The 16,203-nt window shown below is 35.0% G+C and carries 16 protein-coding genes; 2 read left to right on the forward strand and 14 right to left on the reverse strand.

All coding sequences use genetic code 11. From position 1 onward, the window contains the following. Positions 1-3 precede the first annotated feature (3 nt). From AC0OM3_RS15345 to AC0OM3_RS15365, 5 genes are all read right to left on the reverse strand, one after another. Positions 4-705: an ABC transporter ATP-binding protein gene (locus AC0OM3_RS15345; RefSeq protein WP_001196696.1), complete on the reverse strand. Its 702-nt coding sequence runs from the start codon at positions 703-705 to the stop codon at positions 4-6. Further along, positions 683-1,456 carry an ABC transporter ATP-binding protein gene (locus AC0OM3_RS15350; RefSeq protein WP_474212297.1) on the reverse strand — a complete coding sequence of 258 codons (774 nt, stop codon included), beginning with the start codon at positions 1,454-1,456 and terminating at the stop codon, positions 683-685. The genes AC0OM3_RS15345 and AC0OM3_RS15350 overlap by 23 nt, the downstream gene beginning before the upstream one ends. An 89-nt stretch (positions 1,457-1,545) precedes the next feature. Continuing rightward, positions 1,546-2,763 (reverse strand): substrate-binding domain-containing protein, encoded by a 1,218-nt coding sequence (locus AC0OM3_RS15355; protein ID WP_046945390.1) that lies wholly within the window; start codon positions 2,761-2,763, stop codon positions 1,546-1,548. A gap of 263 nt (positions 2,764-3,026) precedes the next feature. Continuing rightward, complete coding sequence (locus AC0OM3_RS15360) at positions 3,027-3,950, reverse strand: CobW family GTP-binding protein (RefSeq protein WP_001044945.1); 924 nt, start codon at positions 3,948-3,950, stop codon at positions 3,027-3,029. Between the two features lie 106 nt (positions 3,951-4,056). Next, positions 4,057-5,493, reverse strand: a complete 1,437-nt coding sequence (locus tag AC0OM3_RS15365; RefSeq protein WP_000983558.1) for a flavin monoamine oxidase family protein — start codon at positions 5,491-5,493, stop codon at positions 4,057-4,059. A 201-nt stretch (positions 5,494-5,694) separates the two neighbouring features. On the opposite strand from AC0OM3_RS15365, the gene AC0OM3_RS15370 reads away from it, so the two are divergent. Beyond that, positions 5,695-6,639 (forward strand): L-lactate dehydrogenase, encoded by a 945-nt coding sequence (locus AC0OM3_RS15370; RefSeq protein ID WP_000715326.1) that lies wholly within the window; start codon positions 5,695-5,697, stop codon positions 6,637-6,639. A gap of 87 nt (positions 6,640-6,726) precedes the next feature. Here the strand turns inward: AC0OM3_RS15370 and AC0OM3_RS15375 are convergent, their stop codons facing one another. From AC0OM3_RS15375 to AC0OM3_RS15405, 7 genes are all read right to left on the reverse strand, one after another. Then, positions 6,727-7,740: an AI-2E family transporter gene (locus AC0OM3_RS15375; protein WP_001006571.1), complete on the reverse strand. Its 1,014-nt coding sequence runs from the start codon at positions 7,738-7,740 to the stop codon at positions 6,727-6,729. Between the two features lie 178 nt (positions 7,741-7,918). Beyond that, a complete protein-coding gene (locus AC0OM3_RS15380) occupies positions 7,919-9,529 on the reverse strand; it encodes an amidase family protein (protein ID WP_046945391.1) in 1,611 nt (536 codons plus the stop codon). Positions 9,530-9,640: 111 nt separating this feature from the next. Further along, positions 9,641-9,772, reverse strand: coding sequence for a hypothetical protein (locus tag AC0OM3_RS15385; RefSeq protein WP_000997344.1), 132 nt, complete (start codon positions 9,770-9,772; stop codon positions 9,641-9,643). A gap of 126 nt (positions 9,773-9,898) precedes the next feature. Further along, positions 9,899-10,501: a nitroreductase family protein gene (locus AC0OM3_RS15390; protein WP_001277011.1), complete on the reverse strand. Its 603-nt coding sequence runs from the start codon at positions 10,499-10,501 to the stop codon at positions 9,899-9,901. Positions 10,502-10,558: 57 nt separating this feature from the next. Beyond that, complete coding sequence (locus tag AC0OM3_RS15395; RefSeq protein ID WP_000216673.1) at positions 10,559-11,209, reverse strand: DsbA family oxidoreductase; 651 nt, start codon at positions 11,207-11,209, stop codon at positions 10,559-10,561. A gap of 71 nt (positions 11,210-11,280) precedes the next feature. Then, the gene (locus AC0OM3_RS15400) at positions 11,281-11,712 is read right to left on the reverse strand and encodes an Rrf2 family transcriptional regulator (protein WP_000704073.1); all 432 of its coding nucleotides are present in this window, start codon (positions 11,710-11,712) and stop codon (positions 11,281-11,283) included. Between the two features lie 120 nt (positions 11,713-11,832). After that, positions 11,833-12,702, reverse strand: coding sequence for a LysR family transcriptional regulator (locus tag AC0OM3_RS15405; RefSeq protein ID WP_000156773.1), 870 nt, complete (start codon positions 12,700-12,702; stop codon positions 11,833-11,835). Between the two features lie 97 nt (positions 12,703-12,799). Here AC0OM3_RS15405 and AC0OM3_RS15410 point away from each other — a divergent pair, with 97 nt between their 5' ends. Continuing rightward, the gene (locus AC0OM3_RS15410) at positions 12,800-13,705 is read left to right on the forward strand and encodes a DMT family transporter (protein ID WP_000192815.1); all 906 of its coding nucleotides are present in this window, start codon (positions 12,800-12,802) and stop codon (positions 13,703-13,705) included. 42 nt (positions 13,706-13,747) lie between these two features. On the opposite strand, the gene AC0OM3_RS15415 is transcribed toward AC0OM3_RS15410, so the two are convergent. Next, positions 13,748-14,368: a YcnI family copper-binding membrane protein gene (locus AC0OM3_RS15415; protein ID WP_000821401.1), complete on the reverse strand. Its 621-nt coding sequence runs from the start codon at positions 14,366-14,368 to the stop codon at positions 13,748-13,750. A 72-nt stretch (positions 14,369-14,440) separates the two neighbouring features. Then, the gene (locus AC0OM3_RS15420) at positions 14,441-16,096 is read right to left on the reverse strand and encodes a copper resistance CopC/CopD family protein (RefSeq protein WP_046945393.1); all 1,656 of its coding nucleotides are present in this window, start codon (positions 16,094-16,096) and stop codon (positions 14,441-14,443) included. Positions 16,097-16,203 lie beyond the last annotated feature (107 nt).

The raw sequence follows: 16,203 nt of genomic DNA on the forward strand, positions 1-16,203 counted from the left end.
ATGTTAAGAGATTCCTAAATATTTATGACACATTTCCTTATCCTTTTTTAATTCATTCATAAAACCGTTATGAACAATTCGTCCGTTATCCATAATGTAAAAATAATCGCCAATTTGACTGGCCATCATAAAATTTTGCTCAACAAGTAAAACTGTTGTTTTCTCTTTCATCTTCAAAATAGCTACCATTAATTTCTCCACCATTATCGGGGATAGCCCTTTGCTCGGTTCATCAATAAGTAATAATCCATCACTATTAATAAACGCTCTTGAAATAGCCAACATTTGCTTTTGCCCTCCGCTCAAGAGCCCACTTTTCTTATTCCAAAACTGCTTTAAATCCGGAAATAGTTCCAGCATCCACTCTATTTTCCCTTCTACTTCCTCACCTTTTCCCCTAGCAAGAGCGAATGTTTCTTCTACTGTCAAATCATGAAAAATACCTTGATTTTCTGGTACATACCCTATTCCTTTCCTTGAAATTAAATGTGTAGGTAATCCACTTACTTTTGCACTATCATAATAAATTTCACCATCTGCAATGCGGTGAAACCCCATAACTGAACGTAATGTCGTTGTTTTCCCTGCCCCGTTTCTACCAAACAGTACAGTAATTGTCCCTTTCTCAACAGCAAGAGATACTCCTTGCAAAATATGAAACTGATCTAAATACGTTTCTATATTATTCACTTGTAATAGTGCCACTATATAATCCCCCTAAATAAGCACTTTGTACACGCTCATCTTTCATAATTTCTTCTGGCAATCCTTCAGCCAATAACTCTCCATGAAATAAAACGATAAGATGATCTGACAAACCTAGTATCATATCCATTTTGTGTTCGATAAGTACAATTGTGCTCTCTGGATGTTTCTTAATATTTTCAATCACTTGTAATATAGCAGGGACCTCCTCAACCGAAATACCTGCCGTCGGCTCATCAAGTAATAACACATCCGTTTTTAAAGCTAATAACATCGCAAGTTCTAGCTTTCTTTTCTCTCCATGTGCCAAATCTTTCGCTAATACGTTCTCTTTCTCGTGAAGTAATACTGTTTTTAAGAAACGTCTCGCCTCTCCAACTTGTTGCTTTAATTTTGCTGGACTCGGGAAAAAACTATAGTAATCTTGTACGAATGATTGAACACTTAAACGGACATTTTCAAGTACCGTTAATTCTGGGAATATGTTTGTAAGCTGAAAAGAGCGACCGATTCCTAAGCGTGTTCGATCTGAAATCGATAGTTTTGTAATATCTTGCCCTTTAAAATACACTTCACCTGTTGTGGGTGAAATCTGTCCACTTAGTAAATTAAATAATGTTGTCTTCCCCGCACCATTTGGCCCGATAATAGAAATGAGATTTCCTTTTTGGACAGTTAAATTTACATCTTTAATAACATGATGTTCACCAAAAGATACGCTAAGATTTTTCGTCTCTAGCAAATGTGTCACGAAATCCCTCCCTTTAAAGCCGTGAGTATGAAAGAAATATGTATAAAGAGGGTCCCCCCTCTTTATACAAAAACAACAGAAAATTCAGTCTATTTACTTTGAACTGGTGGTTCTGTCTCTTTCATCGTTAATTCTCGCTCTAATACTGGCACCGGATAATCAACACCATCTTGCTTTTTCAATGTGACAGAATACAGCGTCTGCATCGCTTGGTGGTCCTTCTCTCTAAACTTCATCTTTCCTTTCGGTGTATCAAATTCCATTCCTTCCATTTTCTTAATCAATGTATCTACATCTGTATCACCTTTTGTTTTCTTTAAGGCTTCTACAATAGAAATTGCTGCTGACATTCCTCCCGCTGTAAACAAATCTGGCACTGCACCATTAAAACGTTTTTTATGCTCTTCAACTAGCCAATCATTCACTTTATTTTTTGGAAGTGTGTGATAATATACAGAAAAACCTTGCATACCTACTAATGCATCCATTGTTTTTAATGCTGGTATATCTGGCGCACCTGTAGAAATTTTAATACCTTGCGCTTCCACATTCATATCTTTCAACTGTTTCCAAGGTGAATTTGCCCCTGCCCAAACGATAAATAAGTAATCTGGTTTTGAACTAATGATATTTTGAATATTCGCTGTAAAATCTGTTGAATTTGTATCCGCGTATTGCTCATTCACAATGTTCGCACCTAATTTTTTCGCACCCGCTTTAAATGCAGCAATCCCTTCTCGACCAAAAGCGTTATCTGGGGCAAATGTCGCAATCTTTACATCTTTTTTCGCAATTGCTGCTGCTCCTGCAATCGCATCTTGTGAGGAACTTCTTCCAGTTCTAAAAATATATTTATTCCAGTTCTTCCCGGTAATACTATCCGCTACTGCTGGTTCTACAACCATAATCTTTTCATATTCCCCGGCCAGTGGTAAAACCGCTAACGTATCACTGGAACTAGACGATCCAACTAAAAAATCAACTTTCTCTTCTTCTAATAACTTCGTAGCTTTTTTAACTGCTACATCCGCTTTCGTTTCTGTATCTTCTACAACAAACTTAATCTTTTTCCCATCTACTTTCCCAGTTCCACCAGTTGCATAATCTAACCCTAATTCAAATCCGTTCACTGTTTGTTTTCCATACGATTCTAGCGGTCCTGTTAAAGAAGCAAGGACTCCTACCTTAACCGTTTTTTCATCCTCTGTACTTGTTTTCTTTCCTGAACAAGCTGCCGTTATTAATAACGAACCTAAAACACAACCAGTAAACATTGTCTTTAGCCACTTACGTTTTTTCATCGACATTGTGATCCTCCCCATACTTTACTTTCTGATAGAATCAAACACGCCAAAATCCCCTGTCCGTAATCATGACTAACTAATTCGATAGATAATGGAAAACTCTTGTAGTACCCTCTACATTCGGCACAAATATATAATCACCTTCCTATGTAATGGAAACGGACATACAATCAATATATATTCTGCAATCCAATTGAAAATACTGTTTCATTTCAGTAATGATCATACAAAAAGACTAACTTATTTTTTAAGTTAGTCTTTTCACCTTAATTAGAGTTAAGTTCTACTTTCTCTAACCCTTCAGCCAATTGTTTCTTATCTAGTCCTTCTCCTATTACTACTAAGTTTGTCGGGAAACCGAAGTCTTGTTCTAATAAAGTTGGTACTCCGAACGAATATTGGAATAGGTGAGGGTATTTATCTCCATGGAATTTCACAAAACCTTTCACTCGATAAATACTATCTGGTAAATTCGAAAGCCATTCATATAATTTGTCTTGATCAATCGGTTTCGAAAATTGATACGTCATCGTTTGTATATGTAAATGCTGTTTGACATGTAGTGTCTCATGTTCCTCATCATTTGGAAATTCTGCTTTCTCTATATCTTTTAAAGATATATTACAATACTTTGTCTCATACATTTTCGCATGATCATTTATTGCCTTTACTTCTTCAAATACTGTGTTCTTATCTTCATCTGTTAGTAAATCTGCTTTATTAACAAGAATGTGACTACCAAATTTCAGTTGCTCATGCAATAGCTGTTGTACATTTGCACTTAATATACTTCGGTTTAACCACCTTACTGCATCTAAAACGACTACAATTGATTTCACTTCCAGAAAAGGAGCTAAAATTGGCGAGACACACGCGTCTAACACTTCAATTGGATGTGCAACACCTGTCGTTTCTATATAAATCACATCTGGTCTTTCTTGTTGGTATAACGAATGTAATTGTATTTCAAGCTCTTCTTTTAACGTACAACAAATACAGCCTTTAAGAAGTTCTCTTAAAACATTCTCTTTTCCAATAATATCTGTATCTACCGAGTATTCACCAATTTCATTCATTAATACTGCAACTTTTCTATTCTTCTTTTTCTCTGCTAACAATAAATTTTGTAATAATGTTGATTTTCCACTACCTAAAAAACCACCTAATATATGAATCTCCACTTTATTCATTCAACCGACCATCCATTTCTTTACTTCAAATGTATTCAAAGCGTAATAATTACGATTTATATTTATCATTTTATTAAAAGAATGACCATTTGTAAATATAAGAGATTCACTGTTCATTTACTTCATATGCAACTCTTACTCCAGACTCAATTGCCCCTTGCATCCATCCATGTGTTAATGTCGTATGCTCTCCTGCAAAATGTACTTTTCCAGATGGTGGTGTAATATACGGAAATAACTCGAGCTCTTGGCCTGGTTCGAAAGCTGTAAATGCACCGCAAGAATACGGATTTTTACTCCAGCTAAAAGATGTTCCAGTGACAAACTCACTATAGACGATGTCACCGTATATTTCTGCTAAATTTTTTAATGCGTAACGAATGCGTTCCCTATTCGGTAAACTATCCCATGTTAACGCCTCATCTGCCCACGTATAACTCGCTAAAACGGTAGCTGCTCCTGGTGTCTGAATGCCATAACTCGGATAATATGTAAACCGTATCGGTAAATCGGTAATAGATTTACCGCCACACTGTCCCGCTTTCTCCCAAAATCTACTTTTAAACTCTATCGCAATTTTCGTTGCAGCAATGTAATTTAATTCACGAATTGCTCGTCTTTTATAATAAGAAAATAGATTGTAAGGCTGAATTTCAACAAAACGTAAAGCTGAAAATGGGATAGTAACAATTGCAACATCACCTGTAACCATGAATCTCTCTATAGTTTGTTCATGGTTTACTTGCATCATCACTTTGCTATTTTCTTGTATAATTTTTTCAACCTTATACCGCATAAATATATTCTCATTTAACTGCGATAAAAATGCTTTTGGTAATGCATCCATCCCGCCCGTTATCTCATAATATTTCGTCGTTGAAGTAAAGAAGACCATTTCTCGTAATACTTCAATTAAAGACATTCCCATATACGCTTCCATATCAAGAAGTACACCGATCATATCTATTGCACCGTCTGAATAATATTCAGTTAAAAATGTGCCGAGCGAATATGCTTTATACTTTTTCTCAACAATACTCCAATTCTTATTAGGATCTTTCTTAATATAATTTAGAATCGGCTCTAATACATCTAACATTAACTCTTCTGCCGTTTTACTTTTTTCGCTCTCTAAAATAGGATATCTAAGTATACTTGGATTTTTTTCGAATATGCTCAATCTCGTTTTAATATTATTCGTATAAATAATATCTGAAACGGTTTTATTTATAAAAAGATTTAACGGCAATTTGAATTTACGAATGTAAGCTAAAGTTAACTTGTGTGTATCAGGAATCCGCATTGGTCCTGCATTAAAATATAAACCTCTGCTAAACGGTTCACGGATCGTATATATTCTTCCGCCTATTCGATTATTCGCTTCTAAAATTGTTACTTTATGCCCTGCTTCTTTCAATAATGATGCTGCAACTAAACCTGAAATTCCTGCACCAACAATAATAATCTGCTTTGGATTCTTCGTTTTAACGAGCCCCACATTAATAATATGAAGCATTCTTTCCATCGTTAATGGCTGCATCATGGTCTTTTCCCCTTCAATAAAGGATTTTATTGCATTATATTCGGTTAACTTACTTCCTATGTTTCATGCAAGAAACTACACGGATACATTTTCAAATACTTGAATATCTTTTATAAAATGTAATAAACTAGATATGACTCTATAGAAGTAAGACGTATTATCTTACATAACAAAACCAATGAAATTGCGAGGAATTTTGAAATGAAAAAAGGTATTAACCGTGTTGTATTAGTAGGAACAGGAGCAGTTGGATGTAGTTATGCTTACTGCATGATTAACCAAGCCGTAGCTGAAGAATTTGTTTTAGTCGATGTAAATGAGGCAAAAGCTGAAGGAGAAGCAATGGATTTAAGTCATGCTGTTCCATTCGCACCAGCTCCAACTAGAGTATGGAAAGGCAGCTACGAAGATTGTAAAGATGCTGACCTTGTAGTTATTACAGCTGGATTACCACAAAAGCCAGGCGAAACACGTTTAGATTTAGTTGAGAAAAACGCCAAAATCTTTAAACAAATCGTTCGCAGTATTATGGATAGCGGATTTGATGGCATCTTCTTAATCGCAACAAACCCTGTAGATATTTTAACTTACGTAACTTGGAAAGAATCTGGTTTACCGAAAGAACGTGTAATCGGTTCTGGTACAACGCTTGATTCTGCTCGTTTCCGCTATATGTTAGGTGAGTACTTCAATATTGGTCCACACAACATTCACGCTTATATTATCGGAGAACACGGCGATACTGAACTTCCAGTTTGGAGCCATGTTTCCGTTGGTATCCAAAAACTACAAACATTGCTTGAAAAAGACAACACGTATAATCAAGAAGATTTAGACAAAATTTTCATAAACGTCCGTGATGCAGCTTACCATATTATTGAGCGTAAAGGCGCAACTTATTATGGTATCGGTATGTCACTTCTACGTGTTACAAAAGCAATTTTAAACGACGAAAATAGTGTATTAACTGTATCAGCTTACTTAGAAGGTCAATACGGTCAAAAAGATGTGTATATCGGGGTACCTGCTGTTTTAAATCGCGGCGGTGTTCGTGAAATTTTAGAGGTTGAATTAAGTGAAGATGAAGAATTAAAATTCGACCACTCTGTTCAAGTATTGAAAGAAACAATGGCTCCGGTTCTTTAATGAAAATAAAAAAGCAATCCAATTTATTTTGGATTGCTTTTTATTTTCATTATCTCCTATGACTTTTTAGTGATTTTCTATCATTTCTTATTTTTTAGTCTCATCCTCATTATTTATATCAAGTACATCTAATAAAAAGATAAAGATTGGTATCCCGATAATAAGCCCCCATATTCCGAGGAAATGCTCTGAGAAGATGAGAATCATAAATGTATAAAAGATTGGTAAATTTGTTTTTGCAGACATAAACTTCGGATTTAAAAAATAACTTTCAAGAGCATGGATGACTGTAATGAACACAAGTATGTATACTACGTACATAACTCCACCTACGTTGTAAGCAATGATACAAAGTGGAAACAAAGAAATAATCACACCTGCAACAGGAATCAATCCTAGTAGAAAAATCATAACAGCTAATACAAGAAGCTGCGGAAATCCTAAAACAATTAATGCAATGACAGTAAGAATACAATTTACAACCGCAATTAAAAACTGTGCTTCAATTACTTTGCCGAACGATCTTGCAAATCTTTCACCAAAATATGCAATTTCCTCATAAAACATTTTTAACTTACTATCTTTAAACTTAGATGTAAATGTAATAATACGCTCTTTTTCTAATAAGAAAAATAAGCTTAAAATTAGAGATAATAATATTTGTAAACTTACCTTCCCTATATTTGCTATCGATTGATAGATGACATCTACACCTTGTTCTATATATTTTGATACTTCCATCCCATTAATTGTCGAAAGTGCATATTTAACGATTTCATTATCAGGTGGATTTTGAAAAAATAGTTTAAATTGGTAAATTAATTGTGAAATTTGTATCGTTAGCACAGGTAAATATTTATACAATGTCGTGCCAATAAAGGAAACTAATATGATATACAAACAGGCAATAACAATTTTCCGGTCCACTTTCAATTTCTTTGAAATAAAACGTTGGAATCGATCCATTAAAAATGTCAGTATAAACGTAATTAATATTAAGTTGATCATACTTTTTAATCCATATAATACTAACGCTAATATTATTAAAACGAGAAACCGTTGAAACCCTCTACTTCGAAAGAAATTTTTCACTTCATTCATTAAGATTTAACCTCCCCCTTCAATGGATGGAAATTGAATATATTACATTTTATGAACTTCTATAGACAATCTTTCTTACTAATTAGGAAGAATCCTTTTTTTATTCTTATATTGTTAGATTCTATTTATATTAGCCCGCTTACTTACTTCAGTTGAGCTCTTTTTTTCGTTTAACCTTTTACAATTTAGGTGCTTTTCTATTTTTAGACTGCTGTTCATACGCATATCCAATATTGAAAAGCTCTTTTTCACCAAACTGTTTCCCTACAAACACTACACCGATTGGTTCTCCATTTTTATCATATCCAGCAGGAACCGCTAATTCCGGATAACCAGCTACAGCTGATAGAAGAACTTCATCGTTATTAATCATAACTAGAGCATCCAAACCTTTTTCTACTAAATACCTATCTAGCTCTTTTCTTGCATTTTCTTGACTCGTTTGCACTACGTTTTCAAACTCTTCTTTCGTTATAACAGATTTTTCAGACCCTTCAATTAATGTTTGTCCGTATTTTATTCGTCCTTTACTATCCTTTTTATTAAACGCTATAATCTCTTCTAACGATTTTACCGGTACATTCTTTTGCTGTGAAAGATAGTCGTTTACATTATGCTTGAACTCATATTCTAATGTTTGCAAATTATCTACACCCTCAGCACTTAACTGGATATTATCAGTTAATATCGCACCTGCATCTTGAAGGTCTTTTCTAATTTTTTCTGCTACTGCTTTTCTATTTTCATCTTGCTGGTATACAGAAAAAAGAAGCCCTATCTTTTTCCCTTTTAATCCATCTATCGATAAATCCTTTGTATAATCAATTCTTTCTTTATCTTTCATTTTTTCTGTCATAACATCTTTTTCGTCATAACCTATCATTGCATTAAATAACGTTGCTGCATCTTTTACCGTTCTTGCCATAGGTCCTGCTGTATCAAGAGTTTCAGCTAACGGAATAATTCCTGTTCTGCTTACCATACCTAAAGATGGACGTAACCCAACTACTGATTGCTGCGCCGCGGGTGCAACAATCGATCCCGTCGTTTCTGTTCCAATTGCAAGCGGCGCAAAATCTGCTGCAACTACTGTAGCAGATCCTGAACTTGATCCTGAAGTATCGAATGTAATCGGACCGTACGGGTTTAAATTTTGTCCTTTCTTCCCGCTATACCCGCTTGGCATTGTAAAAGATAAATAGTTCGCCCACTCAGACATATTCGCTTTTCCTAAAACAAATGCTCCTTCTTCTTTCAACTGCTTCACAATTGTTGCGTCTTGATCTGCAATCCAATCTTTTAATACATAAGTTCCTGCACTAGTCGGCATCACTTTTTCCGTCTGTACATTATCTTTTACAACGACAGGAATACCATATAAATTCGAATTTTTGTTTCTACCCCGCTCTTGATCTAACTTTCTTGCTTCTTCCATCGCATTAGGATTTATCTCTGTAACAGAATTTAATGTTATTCCATTTTGATCATGTTCTTGTATTCTAAAGAGATAAATACTCGTTAATTCTTCATATGACAACTTTCCATCATCAATCATTTTTTGAAGCTCATCTACAGTCGCATTTACGACTTCTTTTTCTTTTATCTTTACATTTTCTATATTGATTCCTTTAAGCTGATTATGTATCGGTTGTAGCACTCTTTCTTTATCATATACAATACGCTCAGGTTCCTTTGGAAAATAATTTTTATACACGTAATATCCACCGGCACACGCTAATAAGACAATGCCTCCAGTGATAGACAGCGTTACCTTTACCCATTTCTTCATGTTGCTTCCTCCACTCTATAAGATGCTTAGCTATACAAAAAAGAGAGTTACCTTTTACTTAACTCTCTCCAATCAAAATGCTAAATGAAAAAATGAAAGATTTCAATCTAATTACTTCTTTTTTTGCATTTGCTTTGCTAACATTTCTTTCACTTGATTATACGTTAATCCTGAATTTTTATTTAAACGCTTTACTTCCTCAACATCAGTACCTACCACTGTATATTTTTTCTCATCATTCATTTTTCTAATTCCCTTCTCACCGTATTATTTCTTATATTTCTTCCCTAAATGCGCATAAATTAACACCACTACAAAAAAGAAAGCTGTTTTTAAGTACAGCTTCCTTCTCGTTACATATTGTATTTCTTAATAAAATTTCACTACATCTTCAGTAGGCAAGAACGTTCTTTCTGCTGGTTGTTCGTTTGGTTCACCAAATGGCATTTGACCTACTAAGCTCCACTCTGCCGGAATGTTCCAAGTTTCTTTCACTTCAGCATCTACGATTGGGTTGTAATGTTGTAATGACGCCCCAATTCCTTCAGCAGATAATAGCATCCACACAGTATGTTGTAACATCGCATTTCCTTGATGAGACCAGAATGGGAACTGATCTTTATATAATGGTGCATTTTCTTGCATTTTTTCTACAGTTGCTTGATCTTCAAAGAATAGCACTGTTCCTACACCTGCATGAAAACCTTTTAGTCTTTCTACAGTCGCTTCAAAGTTTTCTGCTGGTACACGGGCTCTTAGTGTTTCTTTAACGATATCCCAAAACTTTTCATGCTCTCCATCCATTAATACAACCATACGACCACTTTGCATATTGAAAGATGTTGGTGCGTGTAAAGCTGTTTTTAACACTTCTTCAATTCTTTCTTTCGTAATTGCATCGTTTTTTGCTACTTTACGAATTGAACGGCGGTTCACGATTGCTTCTTTTAAGTTTGTTGTAGTTGCTGACATTTTAATTCCTCCAAATGTTTGTTTTATAATTTATTTTGTTATTTCATAACAAGCGAATTAGCAATATCCATCGGTATTACATTGCATACCTTCAAATGAATTTGTTTTATCCTTTTCAATTTCTTTATCAATGACCCTTTCTAGTGTTTCTTTACTAGCAAGCCCTTGAATGACTTCATCTCCAATCATGACAGTTGGAACGGCCATAATATTCGCTTCATCATATGCGTGTTGAATTGCTTCTTGATGCTTTTCTTTATATTTACGAGTTACTAAAGCATCTTTAAATTCCGCCTCAGGAAGTCCTACTTCTACCGCTAATTTTGTTAACACATCAATATCTTCAATGTTTTGCTCTTCTTGGAAAAATGCTGTGAATACGCGGTGATGATACTCATTACCTAGTCCACGTTCTTTCGCAAATTGACATCCTTCGAAAGCTAAATGTGTATATGGATGTGGTGAAACACGTGGCAAGCGCATATCAATTCCTAACTTCTTCGCTGTCGGAAGAATGAAAGCATCCCATGAACCTAATTTTTCTGGTTCATTCCATGGATCTATTTTTGAATATGGACTTGGACGTAATTCAAATGGCATCCATTCAATCTCTACATCTTTCTCTTTCGCTACCTCATCTAATGGACCTTTTGCTAAAAAACAAAACGGACATATAAAATCTGAGTATACTTTCATTTTTACAGTCATAACTTTTACACCTTCCCTTTATAGTTGTAATCAAATCAGTTACATTAATGATAAAAAAATATAAATATGATTTAAGCATTCATTTTTTCTTGCAAAGTTTCAAACAACTGCCCCATCGTAATATTTCTCAAAACTTCTTCCATCGCGGATTGTGCTTGAATTAAAATAATTTCTAACACCGCTTGAATATTCGCCCCAATTGGACAATCTGGATTCGGTTGCTCGTGAATATGAAATAGCTTGTCTTCTTCGACTACGTTCACTGCATGATACACATCTAACAATGTGATTTCATGTAAATCCTTTAGTAATCCCGCGCCACCCGGTCCACGATTTACGTAAACAAAGCCAGCTTGTTTCAAGTACGACATGATTTTACGAATGACTACTGGATTTGTATTGACACTCTCAGCCATATAGTCTGAAGTACAAAGTGAAGATGGATTGTTTTTCAAAATAGATAAAATATGAACAGCTATGGAAAAGCGGCTACTAATTTTCATCGTAATCACCACCTCGATGTAATCATTATAGTTACAACCGAAAAATAAGTCAATCCTTTTCATAGATTTTTTATAAGTAAATTAAAAAGTGTCCCATTATGATATATGAGACACCTCTTTTTATTCTGCAAATAGCGATTGAAATTCTTCAATAAATAGCTGCACAGCGATTGAAGAATCCTTTAATGAAGGAACAGCTAATGCAATTTCTCTCCATACTTGTGGTTCCAATTCTCTCGTTTGCACATTTTTTGGTAAATTCGTTAAAGATAATTCAGCTAATATTGCAATGCCCAATCCTTCTTGAATCATATTTAAAGCTGTAGTAACTGTCGAAATTACATATTCAGCCCGAAGTGGTACGTTTGCTTGTTTAAACATATCAATAATGGGTGGTTCATATCCACCCTTACATAATATGATCGGTTCATTCTCTAAATCACAAATTGTAAGAGCGTCCTTCTTACAGAGAGGATGATCCTCTCTTAAGATAGCAACCATTTTCCCCTTCGTTAATGGAACAATCTCCATATCTTTATTAGGCAAAATAACAATCCCTATATCAATAACCCTCGATACTAACCAATCTTCAACTTCTTTAATCGTTCCTTCACAAAGAACTACTTCTAAGTTCGGATACTTCTCCTTAAAAAGGTTTATCATTTTGGGTAAGAAATGTGCAGAAGCACTCGGAAAACTACCAATTCGAATCGTTCCAACTTCGTGTCCTTTCTCCATCGCAACTTCTTGTTCAATCTTCTCTACACCGTTCAAAATCTCTCTAATATGTACAAGAATCCTGTTTCCTACATCCGTAACGAGGAGCCCTTTTCGTTTATCACGTATAAGAATCGTAACTCCTAACTCTGACTCAATACTTGAAATGGCATGACTTACAGCTGGCTGCGTCATATTTAACACCCTAGCAGCCTTCGTAAAACTACCTAACTCAACAGTTTTTATTAATACTTGCAGTTGTGTAATGGTCATAACTAATCACTTATACTCCTCATAAAAAAGATTCATTTTATTTATTACAGTCGATATCATATCATAGTGAAATGAATAACAACAAGGAGGTCTTTCAGTGACACAGCTTTCTCGAACTAAGACGGCCATCATCCTTACCTTTCTCGTTTTCATGTGGGGAATCAATTGGCCTTTATCAAAGTTTGCCCTGCATTATACACCACCTGTTTTATTTGCAGGCGTTCGAACTTTAATTGGAGGATTCATTTTACTTCTGTTCGCATTACCGAAATACAAAGAGTTACATTTAAAAGAAACGTGGCATTTATACGTTATTTCTTCCTTACTTAACATCATTATATTTTACGGATTACAAACTGTCGGCCTTCAATATATGCCTGCTGGGTTATTTTCCGCCATTGTATTTCTACAACCAGTTTTACTCGGTATTTTCTCGTGGATATGGCTTGAAGAATCAATGTACGGCTTGAAAATTTTCGGGCTTGTTCTCGGATTTATTGGTGTAGGCGTTATTAGCTCAAGCAGTTTAACAGGACACATTTCTGTTATTGGAATCCTTCTCGCGTTAGGATGCGCTATTGGCTGGGCACTTGGCACAGTATTCATTAAGAAGACTGGTCACCGTGTTAATGCCATTTGGATGGTAACACTTCAGCTTATTATTGGTGGTCTTTGCTTAATTGGATTTGGTACAGAGTTTGAAAGCTGGTCTAGTATCGCTTGGAGTATGCCATTTGTTAGCGTACTTCTCTTTATTTCATTCTTTGTTATTGCAATGGGGTGGCTTGCATACTTCACACTTGTTGGAGCTGGTGAAGCAAGTAAAGTTGGGGCTTATACATTCCTCATTCCACTAATAGCTATTATTGTAAGTTCAATTTTCTTACATGAGGCTATTACCATTAGCTTATTCATCGGACTATTATTTATTGTTGTGAGTATTTGTTTTGTAAATATAAAACCGAAAACACTTGCTGTAAGGCAGCAAGTTGAATTGAAATAAACGTAAGAAAGAGCCTACTGTTTGTAGGCTCTTTCTTACGTCTTACTTTTTACGACGTACTACAAAAACACACGCACTTACCGACGATACTATCGCAAAAATAGATAAGACAATTGCTATCAATTGCATATTACTAGTACCTTCATTCTTTTCTACACTAGAAACTTCACCATGTTCTCCTGTTAATGACGTACCTTTTGCAATTGTAGTAAGTGAATGCGGTTTTTCAGCTTTTTCATCGCCTGTCCATTCAACAATTTCTCCGTCTTTATATTGTTGATATGCATCCCAAGCTATTTTTTGTTCTTTATCCGGATTTTTAGCGACGAAAGTAAATCGCTGGAACTGACCGGGTAAAATCCCTTCTCCTGTTGCTTCCCATACTACAGTTTTAACTTTTCCAGCTGTATCTTTTTGCTCCTCAACTTTCCATCCTGGCACTGGTTCATACTGCTGGAACTCTACTCCAGACGGTATTTTCAGTGTAACTTTTGTTGTTGCTACATTTTTTTCAACTGGTACTTTTATCGTATATGTCTCCCAAGAACCAACGTCAGAAGTTGCTGGTTTTACAGTGACGTGCGCACTAACAGGTAACGAAAACATTCCCATTGCAATAATTGTTGCGATCATTGTTGTTCCTAATTTTTTTATACGTTTCATTTTCTATTTACTCCTTTTCATCTATAACATCTGTTTATCATGCTGCTCGCTAGCAGCATGATTGGTACAATTTTATCTGCCACCTACAATAAATTTAAAATCTGTATCGAAACTATCAAGAGATTTTGTTAATCCATGAACATGTATATTCCAGTTTCCTGTCATGTTAATATACATACCTTCTGCTTCATATTCTCCCGGTGAAACTACTGAAACTTTAAATGAACCTTTTCCCATGTTCATATCTAATGATTGAGTCGTCAATATCATTTGTTCCATATCAGTAACAGGCTGTCCCTTTTCATCCTTTAGTTTAATATGGAATTTATTTTGTCCTACCTTATTCGGACTTACATTTAGCGTAAGTTCATATCCATTATCTAATTGCTTACTCTCTGTAAATGGTCCAGTAGGAGGCATCGGTGGTGTCTGTACGTTTGTCATAAAAGCTACGATTACGAAAATGATAATTCCAATGACAAACTCTACTTTCACCGTAGCTCCTAATCCTTGCTGCGCTCTTATTCTCCCTTTCACATAATGAACAATTCCCAATATCCCCATGAAAATAAATAATAGTATCTTTGCTAATAAAGCCAATCCATACTTTGTATCAAATAATGAGTGGATTGTTGGAATAAAAAATGTACTGTTAAAAAGGCCTGTTATTAAAATCACGATGACAGCACCTGTTGCCCACGGTGAAAAACGCTTAATCATATCCCAATACATATGCCACTTGTTATCCTCTTTACGTAAAAGAAGAATAATAGATGATAAACCACCAACCCATAATGAAGCTGCTAATAAATGTAGAAAATCCATAACGACAGCAATGTCTTTAAACTTTAAACCGTATGCGTGACTATTAAAGGCCTTCATAACAAGTAACCCTATAAACAATAGTATTGGAATACTCCATACTTTAAACGACGAAAACTTCTCATGCTTCACCGCAAAATACGTAACAATTATAAGCGTACTAATGAGAACCATTTGAGTAATCCATACATAACCAAAAACAGAAAGCTGTAATGTTTCTTTTAATAGTAAAGGATTGAATGCTTCTAGCCATGAAACATCAGCATTTATTTTCGCTTGCAATGGTAGATTGAATAACAAGCTAATCAATATCCCAAATAGAGAAATCCATATTATGTTCTTACTCCTTAATTGAACCGAGGTTGCATTTCCTTTATACATAATAAGATTAAAGAATAGCACTCCTATAAATAGTGAGAAACTTGTATATAAAATTCCACGTTCCATAATCATATCGATTTGTGGGATGTAACCCATCTCTTCCACTTGTATATCGTCTGTTTCTGTTTCCACTCCCGCTAATCCAACCCGGAACGGGATAACTCCTTGAATTGGATGTCCATCAGCTGAAATCACTTTCCACTGAATAGAGTAAAGACCATTTTTGAGATTGTCTTTTAATCCGGCTTCTAATAGCTTTTTATTTTTTTTATCAATATGAGCATCTTTTAAATCGACCCTTTTACCTGATGTATCTCTCACGTACAATGTATTAAAACTTGAAACTTGTATGTCCTCATCGAATTCAATTTTCACAACAGATGGTGCTTTCTTCAATGTTTCATTTTCAGTAGGGTTTGATTTCACAACGTACGCATGAGCAGATGCACTTTTCGGTATCAATATGATAACCACACATGCAAGTAATAACCATGTCCCTAATCTTCTCATTACTTTCACACTCATTTCACTTCTTTCTTCCTCATCGCTCTATTTTCATTACTTTAACTTCCGAAGTTTGATTCTCGGGCGAAATATTAACCTGATTAAATATAAACTTCTGTAAAGTATAA

Source organism: Bacillus sp. FAU20 (assembly GCF_056033865.1).